Origin of the sequence: Paraburkholderia nemoris (assembly GCF_905221015.1) — a bacterium.
Lineage (GTDB): Bacteria > Pseudomonadota > Gammaproteobacteria > Burkholderiales > Burkholderiaceae > Paraburkholderia > Paraburkholderia nemoris.
Window position 1 is genome coordinate 197,879 of the sequence record NZ_CAJNBO010000005.1, and the last position, 16,827, is coordinate 214,705.

The 16,827-nt window shown below is 63.3% G+C and carries 13 protein-coding genes; 6 read left to right on the forward strand and 7 right to left on the reverse strand.

Annotated features, from left to right (window positions below):
* Positions 1-6 precede the first annotated feature (6 nt).
* From KHO33_RS09725 to KHO33_RS09735, 3 genes are all read right to left on the reverse strand, one after another.
* On the reverse strand, positions 7-1,731 hold the full coding sequence (locus tag KHO33_RS09725; protein WP_200564666.1) for an FAD-dependent monooxygenase: 1,725 nt from the start codon (positions 1,729-1,731) through the stop codon (positions 7-9).
* A 68-nt stretch (positions 1,732-1,799) separates the two neighbouring features.
* Entirely contained in the window at positions 1,800-3,128 is a 1,329-nt protein-coding gene (locus KHO33_RS09730) for a cation diffusion facilitator family transporter (RefSeq protein WP_234480524.1), read from the reverse strand.
* Positions 3,125-3,472 carry an ArsR/SmtB family transcription factor gene (locus KHO33_RS09735; RefSeq protein ID WP_128576493.1) on the reverse strand — a complete coding sequence of 116 codons (348 nt, stop codon included), beginning with the start codon at positions 3,470-3,472 and terminating at the stop codon, positions 3,125-3,127. The genes KHO33_RS09730 and KHO33_RS09735 overlap by 4 nt, the downstream gene beginning before the upstream one ends.
* A 138-nt stretch (positions 3,473-3,610) precedes the next feature.
* Here KHO33_RS09735 and KHO33_RS09740 point away from each other — a divergent pair, with 138 nt between their 5' ends.
* Complete coding sequence (locus KHO33_RS09740; protein WP_200564667.1) at positions 3,611-5,458, forward strand: tetratricopeptide repeat protein; 1,848 nt, start codon at positions 3,611-3,613, stop codon at positions 5,456-5,458.
* 103 nt (positions 5,459-5,561) lie between these two features.
* Here KHO33_RS09740 and tcuC read toward each other — a convergent pair whose 3' ends face one another.
* A complete protein-coding gene (gene tcuC / locus KHO33_RS09745; RefSeq protein ID WP_054037244.1) occupies positions 5,562-6,863 on the reverse strand; it encodes an MFS transporter in 1,302 nt (433 codons plus the stop codon).
* A gap of 310 nt (positions 6,864-7,173) precedes the next feature.
* Between tcuC and KHO33_RS09750 the strand changes: the two genes are divergently transcribed.
* Positions 7,174-7,698, forward strand: a complete 525-nt coding sequence (locus KHO33_RS09750; protein WP_200564668.1) for a GNAT family N-acetyltransferase — start codon at positions 7,174-7,176, stop codon at positions 7,696-7,698.
* A gap of 280 nt (positions 7,699-7,978) precedes the next feature.
* Positions 7,979-9,025, forward strand: coding sequence for a hypothetical protein (locus KHO33_RS09755; RefSeq protein WP_200564669.1), 1,047 nt, complete (start codon positions 7,979-7,981; stop codon positions 9,023-9,025).
* A 134-nt stretch (positions 9,026-9,159) separates the two neighbouring features.
* Here KHO33_RS09755 and KHO33_RS09760 read toward each other — a convergent pair whose 3' ends face one another.
* From KHO33_RS09760 to KHO33_RS09770, 3 genes are all read right to left on the reverse strand, one after another.
* Entirely contained in the window at positions 9,160-9,876 is a 717-nt protein-coding gene (locus KHO33_RS09760) for a DUF2968 domain-containing protein (protein ID WP_200564670.1), read from the reverse strand.
* A gap of 466 nt (positions 9,877-10,342) precedes the next feature.
* A complete protein-coding gene (locus KHO33_RS09765) occupies positions 10,343-11,854 on the reverse strand; it encodes a gamma-glutamyl-gamma-aminobutyrate hydrolase family protein (protein WP_200564671.1) in 1,512 nt (503 codons plus the stop codon).
* A 127-nt stretch (positions 11,855-11,981) separates the two neighbouring features.
* Positions 11,982-13,739: a cation:proton antiporter gene (locus KHO33_RS09770; protein ID WP_200564672.1), complete on the reverse strand. Its 1,758-nt coding sequence runs from the start codon at positions 13,737-13,739 to the stop codon at positions 11,982-11,984.
* A gap of 207 nt (positions 13,740-13,946) precedes the next feature.
* On the opposite strand from KHO33_RS09770, the gene KHO33_RS09775 reads away from it, so the two are divergent.
* The 3 genes from KHO33_RS09775 (at position 13,947) to KHO33_RS09785 (ending at position 16,821) form a co-directional block, all read left to right on the forward strand.
* Complete coding sequence (locus tag KHO33_RS09775) at positions 13,947-14,633, forward strand: DUF2848 domain-containing protein (protein ID WP_054037254.1); 687 nt, start codon at positions 13,947-13,949, stop codon at positions 14,631-14,633.
* Positions 14,634-14,640: 7 nt separating this feature from the next.
* Positions 14,641-15,993 (forward strand): MFS transporter, encoded by a 1,353-nt coding sequence (locus KHO33_RS09780; protein WP_054037256.1) that lies wholly within the window; start codon positions 14,641-14,643, stop codon positions 15,991-15,993.
* Between the two features lie 147 nt (positions 15,994-16,140).
* Entirely contained in the window at positions 16,141-16,821 is a 681-nt protein-coding gene (locus tag KHO33_RS09785) for a GntR family transcriptional regulator (RefSeq protein ID WP_054037259.1), read from the forward strand.
* Positions 16,822-16,827 lie beyond the last annotated feature (6 nt).

Sequence of the window (16,827 nt, forward strand, 5' to 3'; positions counted from 1 at the left end):
ACCTCCTCACAGCGCCGCCTGCTCCGGTATCACCCCACCCACGGCGAACCACGCTTCGCAGTGCCGCAGCAAGCCGTGCAGGTCGGACCCCGTGCGTCCGCGCGCGCTGATGTAGCCGTCCGGCCGCACGAGATAGAACGACGGCCGTGTGCGTCCATACGATTCGGACAGCGCCGGACCGCCCTCGCCGCTCGTATCGGTCACGCGCCAGATGCGCACCGCGCCCGGCAGCAATCTCTCGACTTCTACAGCCAGCCGCTCCAGTTCCGGATCCGGCGTCGGCGCGTGCTTCGCGGCCGGATCGAGCGGTGTGTCGTCGACGGCCAGCGGCGGGACCAGCAGGAACAACGAGAAAAACGCCGGATCGTGCAGATCGAAAATGCAACCGACGCCCGGCGCACGGCCAAGCGGCCCATCCACCACATGCACCAGCGCATCCGGCGCGCGCTCGCCGGCACGCGGGCCGCCATCGAGCAGGCGCTCGAGCGTTAGTGGACTGCGCCGATACTGCACCGACAACTCGCTGATCGTCATACGCGCCGCATCGCGCAGCGGACCGAGCGCGGCCAGCACCGGCATGACGCGCTCGCGCAGCAACTTCAGCGGTCCATGATCGGCCTCGGCCATATGCGTGATGAAGCCCGTTTGCCGCAGCACGTCGCGTTCGATCGGATGCCGTTCATTGTGGTACGTGTCGAGCAGACGGTCAGGCGCCGCGCCTTTCAGAACGCGCGCGATCTTCCAGCCGAGATTGAAGGCTTCCTGAATGCCCGTGTTCATTCCTTGCGCGCCGGCCGGGCTGTGTACGTGAGCCGCGTCCCCTGCGAGGAAGATGCGGCCGACGCGCAGCCGTTCCACCATTCTGCTGTTCAGATGAAAATACGACGACCATGCCAGATCCGACACGTCGACGCGTTCCCGCACGCGCCGGGTGATCAGCGCCTTGCATTCTTCGAGCGATGGCGGCGAGACGTGGTTGAGTGGCGGCTCGCCGAGCACCGCGGGCGTGGCAGGCGGCGGGACCGGGGTCGGTTCGACCGGATGGTCCGCAATCAGACGATGACGGCCATGACCCATCGGAAACAGCGCGACGAGACCCTCGCCCGACGCGAAGATATGGAATTCGTCCTCGGGCCAATCGGTTTCGGCATGCACATCGGCCAGCAGGAACGTCTGCTCGAAGGTGCTGCCCGCAAAGCTCAGGCCGAGCCGGTGGCGGATCGTGCTATGCGCGCCGTCAGCCGCGATCACGTACGACGGGCGCAGGGTCTCGGTATGGCCGTCCGCGCGGCGCAACGTCACCTGAATGCTGGCGGAACCCTGCACGAACATCATCAGTTCAACGCCGCGTTCGACTGTCACGCCGAGCGTCGCGAGATGCTCCGTCAGCAAACGTTCGGTCACGGATTGATCGAGAAACAGCAGATAGGGATAGCGTGTGCGCAGCGGATCGAAATCGAGGCGCGCGAGACGCATGCCATTGGAAAAAAGATTGGCGATGCGCGCGCGATGACCGAGGTCGAGAAACGGCTCGATCAGGCGATGCTGTTCAAACAGTTCGAGCGTGCGCGCCTGAATGCCGATGGCCCGTGAATACGGGTTCGGTTGCAGCGCTTTGTCGATCAGACGCACGGGGATGTGGGCACGCGCCAGACTCATTGCCGCGGCGAGCCCGGTCGGACCCGCCCCAACGATCAGCACCGGCGACGCATCGTGTGCGGCAGCGTCCATACGGGACTCCGGAGACAACAGACCGTTCTAGTGTACGCCGCCGATAACCCGCTCAACGGTGCGCTGCATCAATCGTGGGGATGATCCAGCGCGCATCGATGCTCGGTGGTGCCGAGATCGACTTGCAGCGTAGCGTGCTGCATCGAAAAACGTTCGCGCAGTGTGACGACGATGGCGTCGATCGACTCGTCGCCGGGATGACCTGCCGGCATCACCAGATGCGCGCTGAGCGCATTGCCGGTAGTCGACAAGGCCCAGACGTGCAGGTCATGCACGTCGGTGACGCCAGGCTGCCCGGCGAGATAGTCGCGGATATCCTGCAGGCTGACGCCGGGCGGCACGGCGTCGAGCGCCATGCGCACCGAATCGCGCAGTAGACCCCACGTGCCGACCACCACCACCGCGACCACGAAGAGGCTCATCACCGGGTCGAGCCACGTCCAGTTGGTATAGAGAATCACGAGACCGCTGATCGCGACCGCGGCCGAGATAGCGGCGTCCGCAGCCATATGCAGGAACGCGCCGCGAATGTTCAGATCTTCCTTCTGGCCGCGCATGAAGAGCCACGCCGAGAAGCCGTTCACGACCACGCCGACCGTCGCGACGACGAACACCACCAGTCCCGCAACGGGCGCCGGATTCATCAGGCGCCCGATTGCCTCGGCGACGATCACGCCGCACGCGAACAGCAGCAACCCCGCGTTGGCGAGCGACGCCAGAATCGACGAACTGCCGTAGCCGAAGGTGTAGCGTGCTGACGGGCGACGCGCGGCGAGCCAGGTTGCGCCCCAGGCGAGCAACAGGCCGAGCACGTCGGAGAGATTGTGGCCGGCGTCGGCGAGCAGCGCGGTGGAATGCGCGATCACGCCGTAGACGGCTTGAACCACCACGATTGCTACGTTCAGCCCGACGGCGAGTGCGAAGGCGCGGCCGTGGCCTGGGGCGGGTGCGTGGGCGTGGCTGTGGCCGGAATGGCTGTGGCCGCTGTGACTGTGGCTGTGGCCGGCGTGGCTGCCGTGGGCGTGGTCGCTGTGACTATGGTCAGCATGACTGCCGTGGTTGTGGCCGGCGTGGCTGTCGTGACTATCAGCGCTGTGGCTGTGGCCCGTGCCGTGATCATGCGCGCTCTGCTCACTCAGACCGTGCGTGCTTGCCTCGCGCTCGTGCGCTTCGTGCCCCTGCGTGCCGTGCCCCCGCAAACCGCCCTCACGCGCATCACCCGCCCCGGGACGCCCCGCGCCGTGCCGAAGCTCACCCTGATCGCGAGAATCGCCTCCCTTCCCTTCGCCCGGCGCATCTTCCCCATCGACGCCATCGAATTCCCCCTCGAGCCACACTGGCGCGTGGTCGTCCTCGCGCTCTTCGGCGGCCCGGTGCGGGGCGGTGATGTTCTTCATGACGCGTCCAAAGAAAATTCGCCGACCGGCTCAGCGACATGCTCGAGCATGCCGGCCAGCATCGCGCTGATGTGGCGGTCGGCGGCAAGATAGAACACCTGCTTGCCCTGCCGCTCCGCGCGCACGATCCGAGCCGCGCGCAGCAGCCGCAAATGGTGGCTCACGAGCGACGGCGACAAACCCAGCCCCTGGGCGATCGCACCGACCGCGCGCCGCTCGTCGACACACGCGAGCACGATGCGCAAACGCGTCGGATCGCCAAGCAGGCGAAACAGGTCGGCCAGCGGCACGATCGTCTCCACCGGACGGTCTTCGAAACTGACAGGCGAGATAGCGGAAGCCATGGCAGGCGGCATCATTGACATACATATGAACAAGTATTCATATGTTATAGATATCGGGACAACAGGTCAAATTGGAGGGCGGCCCGGCGAGTGTGGGAAAATGCGGCCTCTGCCTCACCCGAATGCCACCCCTCCGTCATGCAACAAGTATTTGACCGCGCCTTCGCGGCGCATCGTGACGGCCGCCTCGACGACGCCGAACGCGGCTACCGCGCGACGCTCGACGGCAATCCCGCGCACGTCGATGCGTTGCACCTGCTGGGCGTCCTGCGCCACCAGCAGGGTCAGCACGCCGAAGCCGCCGAGCTGGTACGGCGCGCGGTGAACCTGCGCCCGGAAGACGCCGCGCTGCAGTTGAACCTCGGCAATGCGCTGAAGGCGCTTGGCCAGATCGACGACGCCATCGAACAGTTCCGCAATGCGCTGACGCTGGCGCCGTCTTTTCCGATGGCGCACTACAACCTGGGCAATGCGTACGCGTCGGTAGGCCGCCACGAAGACGCCGCCGACGCGTTCGAGAAGTCGCTGCGCCTGCAACCGAACGACCCGTCTTCGCATAACAATCTCGGCAATGCATTGCACGCGCTCGGCCGGCATACGGAGGCGATCGCGTCGTTCCAGCGCGCGCTCGAACTGCGCCCTGGGCATGCGGGTGCGCTCAACAACATGGGCATGTCGCTGAACGCGCTTGACCGCGCGGACGAGGCGATCCCGCGCTTTCAGGCGGCACTCGCGGCCGAACCGCGCTTCGTCGCCGCGCACTTCAATCTCGCCAATACGCTCGACGCCACAGGCCGCCACGCAGAAGCGGTCGCCTCGTTCCAGGCGGCGCTCGCCTTGCAGCCGAACCTGCCGCCCACCATCTTCGGGCTCGGCAACGCGCTCGCGGCGCTGGGACGCCATGCACAAGCACTGCCGTATCTCGAGCGCGCGGTGGGTCTCGATCCGCAGTTCGCGCTCGCATGGCTGAGTCTTGGCACAGCACACCAGGCACTGGGCGCGCACGCCGCGGCAGTGCGAGCCTTCGATCAGGCGCTGCGCTTGCGCCCCGATCTCGCCTCCGCGCACATGAACCGCGCGCTCGCCTGGCTCGCGTTACGCGATTTCGCGCGTGGGCTGCCGGAATACGAATGGCGGCTGCAAACCACCGCGCAGCCAGTCATTCAGACGTTGCCGCGCTGGCACGGCGAGCCGATCGAACAACGCACGCTCCTCGTTCACGCCGAGCAGGGTTTCGGCGATACGCTGCAATTCGTCCGCTTCGTGCCACTGGCCGCGCAACGAGCCGCGCGCGTTGTGCTCGAAGTACAACCGCAACTGCTGCCGCTGCTTGCACCGGCCGCGCAAGCGTGGCGCGTCACGCTAATCGCCCAGGGCACGCCGCGCCCAGTGGCGGATCTGCAATGCCCGCTGCTGAGCTTGCCGCTCGCGCTCGGCACAACCTACGACACGATTCCCGACCGCACGCCCTACCTCAGCGCACCGCCGGCTTACGGCCGCAAATGGCGCGGCTCGCTCGGCGGTCACGCGAAGCGCAAAATCGGCATCGCGTGGTCAGGACGCATCCAGCAGAACGAAACCCGTTCGATGCCGCTCGCCGCGCTCGCTCCGCTGTTCGCGCTCGAAGGGATCGACTGGATCGTGCTGCAACCTGAACTGAGCGCCGAGGAACACGCGGCGCTCGACGCACATCCGCACGCGGCGTCGATTCATCGCTTCGATAAGCGGATCGGCGATTTTGCGGATACCGCGGCGATTATCGAGCGGCTCGACGCCGTCGTGTCGATCGATACGTCGATTGCTCACCTCGCCGGCGCACTGAAAAAGCCGCTATGGCTGATGCTGCCGTTCGCCGCGGATTGGCGCTGGTTCGTCGGCGAGTCACGCAGTCCGTGGTATCCGGGCGCAACGCTGCTGCGCCAGCCGCAACCCGGCGCGTGGGGCGATGTGGTGGAGGCTGTGGCGAACGAATTGCGTCGCGGCTAGCCGGGCGACATTCAGCGAAATCGGTCGCCGACGCAACGTTCAAGAAAAAACCCCGCGCTCTCACGAGCGCGGGGTTTTTATTTGTCCGGCTAAAAGGTGACGCTTAAGCCGCTCGATACTGATTGCGTGACTCCGGCGTGCGATACAGCACCAGCGTCGCGATCAGCCCGCAAATCGCCGCAACACCCAGGAACAGACCAGGCGCGGCCTTGTTGCCGGTGGTATGAATCAGCAACGTGGAGATGGCCGGCGTGAAGCCGCCGATCGTCGTTGCCAGGCTGTAGGCCAGCGAGAAACCTGCGGTCCGCACTTCGACCGGCATCACTTCGGTCAGCGCCACCACCATCGCGCCGTTGTAGCTGCCGTACAGGAACGACAGCCACAGCTCGACGGCCAGAAGGCGAGCGAACGACGGCTCAGCGACCAGCCATTGCAGCGCCGGGTACGCCGTGATGATCGTCAGGATCGTAAAGGCGATCAGCACCGGACGACGGCCGACGCGATCCGACAACGCGCCGGCGAGCGGCAGCCAGATCAGGTTCGACAAACCAATACAGACGGTGACGACGAGCGTATCGATCGACGACAGCTTCAGCACTTCCTTGCCGAAGGTCGGCGTGTAGGCCGTGATCATATAGAACGACACCGTGGTCATGATGACCATGCCCATCCCGCCCAGCACGATGCCCCAGTTCGCGGCCATCGTCTTCATGATCTCGCCCATGCTCGGACGATGCTTGCGCGCCTTGAACTCCTCGGTTTCCTGCAGCGAACGGCGGATCAGGAACAGGAACGGCACGATCAGGCAGCCGATCAGGAACGGCACGCGCCAGCCCCAGGCGGTCATCTGGTCAGCCGGCAGCACCTTGTTGAGCACCACGCCGATCAACGCGGCGAACACCACGGCAACCTGCTGGCTGCCCGACTGCCATGCGCAATAGAAGCCCTTGTTGCCCTTGGTGGCGATCTCCGACAGATAGACCGACACGCCGCCCAGTTCGACCCCGGCGGAGAAGCCTTGCAGCAGCCGGCCACCCAGCACTAGCACGGGCGCTAGCACGCCGATGGTCGCGTAGCCTGGTATCGACGCGACCGTGAGGGTGCCGAGCGCCATCAGGCCGAGGGTAAGGATCAGGCCTTTGCGCCGGCCGTGATGGTCGATGTAAGCGCCCAGCACGATTGCGCCAAGCGGCCGCATCAGGAAGCCCGCGCCGAATACCGACAGCGACAGCATCAGCGAGGCGAATTCGTTACCACTCGGGAAATAGGTCTTGGCAATCGCGGACGCGTAATAGCCGTAGACCATGAAGTCGTACATCTCAAGAAAGTTGCCGCTGACCACGCGGAAAACTGTCTTGAACTTGGATTCTTCGGATGAGGAAGTGGCGTGTGACGCAGTAGACATGACATTCTCTGATAAGCCTGTCGCCACGCAGACGGGCGGCGCTCAGGCAGTTGAAACGATCCACTGCGTTCGGCAAGCGGATGCCGCGGGCAACTCAATTATTAGAACGCGCCGGGGGCGCTGCATTTTCATACTGAACACATTTGTGCGGTATCAGGGTAAACGTTGTGAAATACCCGGAACCCGCAACACGTAATGTTACCGTTCCTGGCGCTGTCGCGCATTCCATACAGTTTCATTACAGACAACATCGGATCACCCTTGCGGTAGACTTTTCGCAGTCAGGCCATTCCCGTTGACCACCATCCCGATGCAAACCTCCCAAGCACTTTCACTGCGCCCTGCGACCGTCGCGGATGCGGCGCTGATCGCCTCGATTCATAGCGCCAGCTGGCAGGCGACCTATCGCGGCCTGCTGCCGGATGCGTTCCTTGACGGCGAGGTGACGCGGGAGCGCGCCGCCTATTGGGAAGCGCGCCTGCGCGCACCGGGCGGCGAGCGCCGCATGGTGCTGATCGCCGAGCTGGCGGGCGAGCCGATCGGTTTCGTCTGCGTCGAACGACAGCCGGAGTCCGCGTGGGGTGTCCTGCTCGACAACCTGCATGCGCTGCCGGGGCACCAGGGCATCGGCGCTGGCAAGCTTTTGATGCGTGCTGCCGAAGACTGGGCGCGCGCGCAAGGCGAGACGCAGTTGTATCTCTACGTGCTCGAAGGCAACACGCCGGCGATCGGTTTTTATGAACGGCAAGGCTGGCAATTTGTCGGCGCCGAACCGGATCAAATGGGCGGCGTGGATATTACTGCGCTGCGTTTTGTGTACCAGCTGGATCGATGAAACACTTGCGTCCCGTTTGATCATCGTCCAAAACGAGTCTGACTCAGGACGGAACGGCGCGTTTTTTTCGGAACAATCCGATCGTTAGTTCAGCCTCATCCGGGCATCATCTTCCGCACCCCGATGGCTTCACAGTGACCTTTCATGCGCTGGCGTGCTCGACCTGAGTACGCCAATTCCGCATGGCGTTGCACACAGCGTTTTCATGCGCATCGCTCCGAAGCCAGAGCTCCTGAGCCGCCAGTCCGGGGCCACTTTTCGAGGCGCTGCGAAGAAACCGATGTCGACCACCATCCCCCTCACCCTGATCGAAGGCCCCATGGCTTTGCCGTGCGTGTCATCGTTCGGTCGCCTGCTGCCCCCGCCTTTCGGCCGGGATTGGGCACTGCTGCCGCCGGTCCGCAGTTTGCGGGCGGAACTCAAGGCACTGTATGCCGCCATGCTGCGTACCTTTTGCATCAGCCAGCAGGCCATCCATTCGTTCTGCAAGTGGGAGCCGTTGAGAGAATGGGCTCCGGCGACGGCTGCGACGGCAACAGTGTTCGGCGTGTCTGTCGATGAGGCAGCGCAAACGTCCGCTGAAGCCGCAGCGTTCGCGCCGGTCAGCGCGCCTGCTGAGGCAGCGCCGCGCGGCACGTCGAAGCACTGGGGTGCGCTGGCGGGTGGCGCCTGTGCACTCGGCGGCGCCGCGATGCTTGCCTGGATTGCGTTCGGTCATCTGACGCAGCGTCATTCGAATAGCGAGCTCAAAACAGCCGGCAAGGTTCCGGTGCGCCAGGAGGCGCAGTTGGCGAATCGTCACTCGTTTGATGCCGCTGTGACGCCCGATGCAACTGCCAACAACCGTGCATCGGCACTTGCGCCGAGCGCCGTGAAAATCGTCAAGCCGTCCACGGCAACGCCAGCGCGCGCTCCAGCCGATAACACCGTGTCGCGTTACCGCGATAAGCAACGCAAAGGCGCCGTCACCTCTCGCGAAAGAAGTGGCCGCAGTTCGCAGCCCACCATCGCGACGCAGTCATCACGGCAGTTGTCACACATCGAGCCGTCGAATTACGAAGTGCCACAGTTTGCAGCGCTGGCAAATGCACAACGAACTTCACCGAAACCATCATCGGCGGGTCCGTACTCGCCACTCGCGCCGTCCCGACTCGGCACCGATGAATATGCGGCGATGACCCTGTCTGCCGGCACACATCTGCGCAAGATTGCGCCGCCATCGCGTCCTGCTTCGTCGACCAATCCTTCTGAAGTCAGCGGGACAGAATGGATCAATCACATGTCACAGCGTCGCGTGACTGAGGTTCCCGATCAGTTCACGAAGTAAGCGCGCCGCCACCGAAACACCGCAAAATCGGGTCGCGAAAAAAAACAAAACCCCACGCTCCGAAAAACGTGGGGTTGACCAGTAAGCAGTTTGAGCCCGGCCCTTCACGGCCGGGCTTTTTTACGCTTGTACGCTTACTTCTGTGTCGGCAATCCGAACTCGGTCTGCCGCTGCAACTGCATCACTTCGCCCTGCACCTGACGCAACTGCGCCTGTGCCTTTTCCTTTTCCGCGTGCAGCGCCACCGCCTCGCCTTGCGCCTGCCGCTGGTAGTCGTTGACCTTGGCCTGCTGCGTGCGCGCGACGTCGAGATCGGCCTGCAAGCGCTTCGCGCGATCTTCCGATAACGCGATGATGTCTTCGATATACGCCTTCTGCGCCTGCAACTGCGTACGGCGAATCTCGATGTCCGCGAGTTGCGCCGTCTGCTGGACGAAGCCCGCATAGACCGCTTCGGCACGGCCTACGTCCTCCGACTTGATTACGCGCCAGAAATGCTTGTCCTGAAAAAGCGCGACGTAGTACGTCATTTCCTGCGGATAGAAAAACAGACTCGCGCCGTAACTACCGTTATACGTGGTGCGCAATTCGCTCAGCTTGGCGTCGTGAATCATCTGCATCAGTTCCGCGACGTTGCCTTGCGCGTCACTGGCGGTAGCCGGCGTGGCTGATGCCGCACTACGCAGCGCAGCGGCGACCGGTTGCGGCGTGAGCGTGTTGATGGCCGGCCGCGTGCCGACCAGAGGCGCGGTCTCGCCGCTTTGCGCTGCCAGTACGAAACCACCATGCTGCAACAGCGCACACGAGGCCGCGAGCAACATGGCGCGCCGTACAATTAAGGGGTACTTCATACGTGCATGCTCCATGCAAATCCAAAATAGCCTCGGATTATCGCGCGGATTAGCCGTTAAGCGAAGCATTCAAGTGTCACGCTGACGGACTTTAAATCGAGATAAATCGATAGCAAATGATTTGGCCGGATGGACGGACCCGTCGCGAAATAAAAGATTTCAGATAAGACGAAAACGCAACAATTTGACTCGCGCATGACTCATGCGGACATTTCCCAATCTGCATGGCGTTCGCGTGAATCCAACATCAAGAAGAGCGGAAATATGGAGATAGGTAGCTTGATAGCGCGCCGTCGATGACCCGCGCACAACCCGTTGCTACGCTGACAGCGGAGCAAAGACAAACGTAAAGCCGAAGTGGGAAAACAACCGCGCGGGCGCCGCCGCCAAACATGGCGGCGGGCCGTGACAATCGTGCTTGAAAGACCGGACTCGAAACTCGGGAACGCAGCTTAAAGGCGCGCCCTTAAAACCGCGTTTCGCGCGCCACCCGCAGGAAGGTATCGAGCAACGGCGTGCAATCAAGCAGCTCCGGACCGCCCGCGCGATGAAACTCCGGATGCCATTGCACGCCCATCACAAACGGCGCACGCCGATAGCGCACGGCCTCGATGATGCCGTCCGACGCCGACACCGCCTCGATATTCAGATCGCGGCCGAGCGTCTTGACCGCCTGATGGTGAATCGAGTTGACGATCGCCTCGCGCTGGCCCGGAAACATATTGACCAACGTCGAGCCATCCGGAAAGTGAATGCCGTGCCGATGCTGATCGTAGTGCTCGTTGACGTGCGCGCCGGCGGTCGGCACTTCGGTGGCGATATCCTGGTACAAGGTGCCGCCGAACGCCACGTTGATCAACTGGCAACCGCGGCACACGCCGAGCACCGGTTTGCCCGATTCGATGAACTCATGCAGCAGTTCAAGTTCGTACATGTCGCGCACGCGATCACCCGGCCACTCGGGGCTCGTCGCCTGTTCCGCGTACGATTGCGGCGAGACGTCCGCGCCGCCTTGCAGCAGCAGACCATCGAGATGCTTCGCGTAGTCGCGCAAACGGATATTGCTCGGGTGCAGCATGCCCTGATGGCCGACCGTCGGAATCATGAACACCAGCACGTCGCGCGACATTACCCAATGCGCAATCGATTCCTCGAGGTATTGCAGCGTCTTACCCCGCAGTCCCTTCGCGCCCGGCTCCGGGTGAAAGATACGCGCCGACACGCCGATGCGCAGCGTGCGCTGCGTGATCCGTTGGCCCGCGCGATCGAACAGCTGACGCGCGCGCGCCGCGATGATGCGGCCGAACACGGTCCACGCCGAATCGCTTTGCTTCAGATAGCGCGGCGGCGAAGGCGGCAACGCATTCGGCGGCGGCGGGTTCGTTGCGGTGAAGTCAGGTGCGGCGCCGAAACCCGGCGGTGGCGAGCCGGCCCGACGGGCGCTAGCGGCCGCTTCTTCCGTCGTTTCCTCGTTTGCGGTGAGGGCAGCTTCGTCGGCCGGAGCGCTCAATTCGCCCGCTAGCGGTTCGCTGCTCCCGAGCGTGCTGGGGCGTGTCGCTGGAGTCTTGTAGGCCTGTCCCGCCTTGCGTGCGGCGCGCTCGTGAACCTCAGCCTCCTGCTGTGCAGTCGATGCAGCCGCTGAACTGCGTGCTTCAGCCGCGTCGCGTTGCCGCGCCGTTTGCGCATCGGTAGGGGTGACGGTGGATGCGCTGTCAGGGTCGTCGGTCGACGATCTCGCCGCGGCCTCCTCGGCAGCAGGCGATGCAGCCGACGGCGTGACGACGTCCTTGATCGGCGACTGGATGGAATCTTCGTGGGAAAGCGGTAACGTGACCGTCGGCTCAGGCGGCAAGACGTCGGGCTTCGACGCGCCGGGAGTTGCGCCGGACGGTGTTGACGACGTTGAGGGCGTTGGCGTCGCCGAAGGCGACGATGGGCTGCCGGGCTTACCGGCGTTTTCAGGTTTGTTTTCGCTCATGACAGTCAGACAGGCGCCTTCCACGCGAACGAATGAATATGCCCTGATTATCCGCTAGCGCGGCAAGCCCGGCAAACCCGCACACAATTGCTCACATTGTTGCGGTTCAAGACGCAGATCGTCTAACTTAGGGATCCGGTTGTTCTTCGAACGTTTCGCGCAGGGCGATCTGCATCGCCGCGTGGATTTTCACGCACCAGCGCCACACCAGCGCCAACAGTAGCGCAGCGCACACCAGCACCACGGTCAGGAGGCCCGTCGGCGGCAAGATGCTGCTGGAGAGCGCCGCGACCAGCAAAAATACGCCAACCATCGAGACCACCGGCACCAGGTCGGAGATCGCGTAACGGATCGCACTGGTAAAGCGCCCCGCTATTGCCGGCTGCACGCTCACCTCGGCGAGCAGCAACGCAAGCGACTTGGTCTTGCGATAGACCGCAACCAGGAAAGGCATCGACAGCACCAGCGCGACGCTCCACAGCACGACTCGCTGCATCGGCTCGGAGCTCATCCAGTGTCCGAGCCAGGTGCTGGTGTACGGCGCGCTATACGACACGATCAGGAAAATCGCCGCGACCAGCGCGAGATTGACGGCGATCTGCAAAATGATCCGCCGCGTCATGCTGAACAGCGTCGGCTCGCCGGTTCCCGTGCTCAAACTACGCAGCCACTGCCCGTACATGCCGAACACGTTGACGAGCGTGCGTGGCATCGCCTGCCCGAGACGCTGCGTCAGCGGATCGGCGGCACGAATCAGATACGGCGTGAAAAGCGTGGTCAACGCGGAGACGGCCACCGCGATCGGATACAGAAACGCGCTCGTCACCTTCAAAGTCAGACCGAGCGACGCGATGATGAACGAGAACTCGCCGATCTGCGAAACGGTCATGCCGACCCGCATCGCCGTGCGCCCATCCTTGCCGGCGAGAAAAGTGCCGAGTCCGCACGACACGATCTTGCCGATGATCACCGCCACCGTAATCACCGCGATCGGCCAGGCGTAGTCGACCAGCACGGCCGGGTTCAGCATCAGCCCGATCGTCACGAAGAAGATCGCGGAAAAGGCGTCGCGCAGCGGCGCGATCAGGTGCTCGATACGATGCAGATGGCGCGACTCGGCCATGATCGCGCCGATCAGGAACGCGCCGAGCGCAATGCTGTAATCGAGCTTCACCACCAGCAGACAGAAGCCGAAACAGAAGCCGAGCACCGACACCAGCAGCATTTCGTCGCTCTTGGCGCGCGCCACGTAGTTCAACGCGCGCGGCACGACCAGAATGCCCACCACTAACGACACCGTCATGAAGAGCAGCAGCTTGCCGAGCGTCACAACGGCGACGCCCGCGCTCAACTTCCCCGTCTGCGCAATGCCGGAGAGCAGCACCAACATCGCGATGGCGAGAATATCCTCGACGATCAGAATCCCGAACACCAGTTGCGCGAAGCTCTCGCGCTTGAGACCCAACTCGGAGAGGGCCTTGACGATAATGGTCGTCGACGAGATCGCGAGGATTGCGCCGAGGAACAGCGAATCCATCGAACTCCAGCCGAACGCGCTGCCGATCTCGTAGCCGATCCATAGCATCAGCACGATTTCGGAGAGCGCCGCGACGATCGCCGTCGCGCCGACCTTGAACAGCTTGCGCAGGCTGAATTCGAGTCCGAGCGAAAACATCAGGAACACCACGCCGAGTTCACCGAGCGTCTGGATGGTCTGCTCGTCATGGATCAATTGGAACGGCGGCGTGTACGGCCCGATGATCACGCCCGCGGCGATGTAACCCAGCACCACCGGCTGTTTCAGGCGATGGAACAGCACGGTGACGACGCCGGCGAGCGCCATCACGACCGCCAGATCCTGAATAAAGCCGATGCCGTGATGCATAAACGCGTTCCTTACAAAAAGTAATCTCAAAAACGCAGTGTAACGCACCCGTGCGACGCGCCGAATCGCGCAAACGTCGAAAGGACGTGGGATTGGCCGGATCACGAGCCTCACGGCGGAACCGTTGACCCGAAACTTTTTTGACACGCTGGACACCTGTGAAATATCACAATAATATTTGCTGCATATTTTCTTTGGAGTCGAGTGATGCAGGTGTCCTTCAATGTTGTAGATCGTTCCGGCGACAGTCGCGCCGATATCGCCGAAGTGAATCGTCTGACGATCGCCGGCTGGGCCGGGCGCGATCAGGCTGCGATCGAGCATCACATCGCCGAACTGGCGGAACTCGGCGTGAAGCGCCCGTCGACCACGCCCTGCTTCTACCGCCTCGGCGCTGAACTGCTGACGCAGGCCGAACAGATTGATGTGGTTGGTGTGAAGTCGAGCGGTGAAGCCGAGTGCGTGCTGGTGCGCTCGAAAGCGGGCTTGCTTGTCACCATCGGCTCCGACCATACCGACCGCGAAGTCGAGGCCTACGGCGTCACCGTCTCCAAACAGGTCTGCCCGAAACCGGTCGCACGCGACGCATGGCGTTTCGACGATGTCGCCGGTCACTGGGATCAACTCGAACTGCGTGCCTTCGCGGTGACAAAGAACGGCGAGCGGCGCGTCTACCAGCAAGGCAGCGTCGCGTCGCTGCTGCCGGCCGCCGATCTGCTCGAACGCGCGCCCGTGGCAGAAGGCGCCGCGATGTTCTGCGGCACGCTGGCGGTACAAGGCGGCATCGTCGGGATGGCCGACGGCGACGCGCTCGAACTCGAACTGCACGACCCCATCCTGAACCGCACGCTGCGCCACGCCTACCGCGTGCACGCGTTACCTATCGTCGAATGAGGCATCCATGAATCCCCCTTCGCTATCCGCCAACGCCGACGCGTCTTCCGACGCGTGGCTCGAAGCCGTCGCCCTGCGCAAGATCACCTGGCGCATCATGCCGTTCCTGTTTCTCGTCTACGTGCTGTCGTACCTGGACCGCGTCAACATCGGTTACGCGAAACTGCAGTTCACCGGCGACCTCGGCCTGTCGAACGCGGCGTACGGACTCGGCGCGGGGATCTTTTTCTTCGGCTATTTCGTGTTCGAAGTGCCGAGCAATCTGCTGCTGAAGAAGTTCGGCGCGCGCGCCACCATCGCCCGCATCACGATGTTGTGGGGGCTGCTGTCGTGTCTGATGATGTTCGTACGCTCGGAAACGATGTTCTACGTGCTGCGCTTCTTCCTCGGCGTCGCCGAGGCCGGCCTGGTGCCGGGCGTGGTGCTGTATCTGACCTTCTGGTTTCCGTCCGACCGGCGCGCCCGGATGGTCGCCGTGTTCATGGCGGCAATTCCGGTGGCAGGGATCATCGGCGCGCCGTTGTCGGGCTTTCTGATGTCGGCGCTGCATGAAGCGCACGGCTTGCGCGGCTGGCAGTGGATGTTCCTGATCGAAGGCATTCCGTCGATCCTCGCCGGCTTCTGGGCGCTCGCCGTGTTGCGCAATACGCCCGCCGAAGCCGCCTGGCTCACCGACGATGAAAAGCGCGTGATCCTCGCCCGCCTCTCGCGCGAAAACACGGCGGCGGCAGCGGCCGGCGCCGAGCAGAGTCTGGCGGTTGCATTGCGCTCGGGCCGCTTCTGGCTGCTGACGCTGATCTACTTTTGTCTCGTTACCGGCAATGCGGGTTTTTCGTTCTGGCTTCCGCAGATCGTCAAGGACCTCGGCGTCACGAATCTCGTCACGAACGGCTTCGTCACTGCGATTCCGTATCTCGCGGCGGGCATCGGCATGATCCTGATCGGCCGCTCGTCGGATATCACTGGCGAGAGGCGCTGGCATTACGCCGTGTGCTGCTTCATCGGCGCGGCGGGCCTGCTCGGCAGCGCCTCGGTGACCAATTCGATTCCGCTCGCCGTCACCGGTTTATCGATCGCCTATATTGGCATTCTGGCGGGCTTCGGCATCTTCTGGTCGATGTCCACCACGTTCCTGCAAGGCACCGCAGCCGTGGCCGGCATCGCCGTGATCAACTCGATTGCGAATCTGGCCGGCTATGTAAGCCCGTACGTGCTCGGCATCGTCAAGGATGCGACGCATAGCGTGACCTTCGGACTGGTGCTGATCGCGGGAGCATTGATCGTCGGCGGCCTGGTCACGTTGATGATGCCGCGCGTCAAGGTGCAGCATGCCGCGGCGGTGACGCCGAGGAGCGCCTGACACGCCAGGATTTCCGTGATTGCTGTGACGTGTGAGAACTAACTACGCGTCATGCGCAAGCGGCGCCGGTGAGCAACCGCCCACCCGGCGCCGTCCGCGTAAAACCTTGCTCTACAATGCGGACGACACCGCCCGCACCTTCTTCACATGACGCTTTTGCAGACTGCCCGCCGTTCCAGTGCCCCCCGCGAAACCGCCTCGGCGAGTCTCGCCGAGCAGGCCTATGCCTTCGTCAAGCGCGAGATCATCACGATGCGTTTGCGGCCGAGCGAGGTGCTCAACGAAGCGGAATTGATGGTGCTGACGGGCATCGGCAGAACGCCGGTGCATCAGGCGCTGCACCGGCTGGTGCACGAAGGCATGCTCACCATCATGCCGAGAAAAGGCATCATGGTCCGCCCAGTTTCGCTCGACGACGTGCTGGCGATCATCGACGTGCGGCTCGTCAACGAAAGCTACTGCGTCGAACTGGCCGCACGCCACGCGCAGCAACACGATTTCGACGCGATGCAGGCTTTGCTGGACCGCTCGTCGGTATGCGTCGCCGCGCATGATATCGAGGGCATGATGGATATCGACCGCGAGTTTCATCTGGCAATTTCGGCGGCGTCGCGCAACCCTGTGCTGGCCGACATCCTGCGGGGGCTGCACGAGCGCTCGCTGCGCTTCTGGTTCATCTCGCTGTCCGAGCCGCATCATCTCGAAGACGTCCACGAAGAACATCTGGAGCTGTTTCGCCTGCTGCGCGAACGCGATGCCGAAGGCGCCCGCCAATCGGTGCAAAAGCATATCGAAGCGTTCCGCGCGACATTATTCAACCGGATTTGACTGACC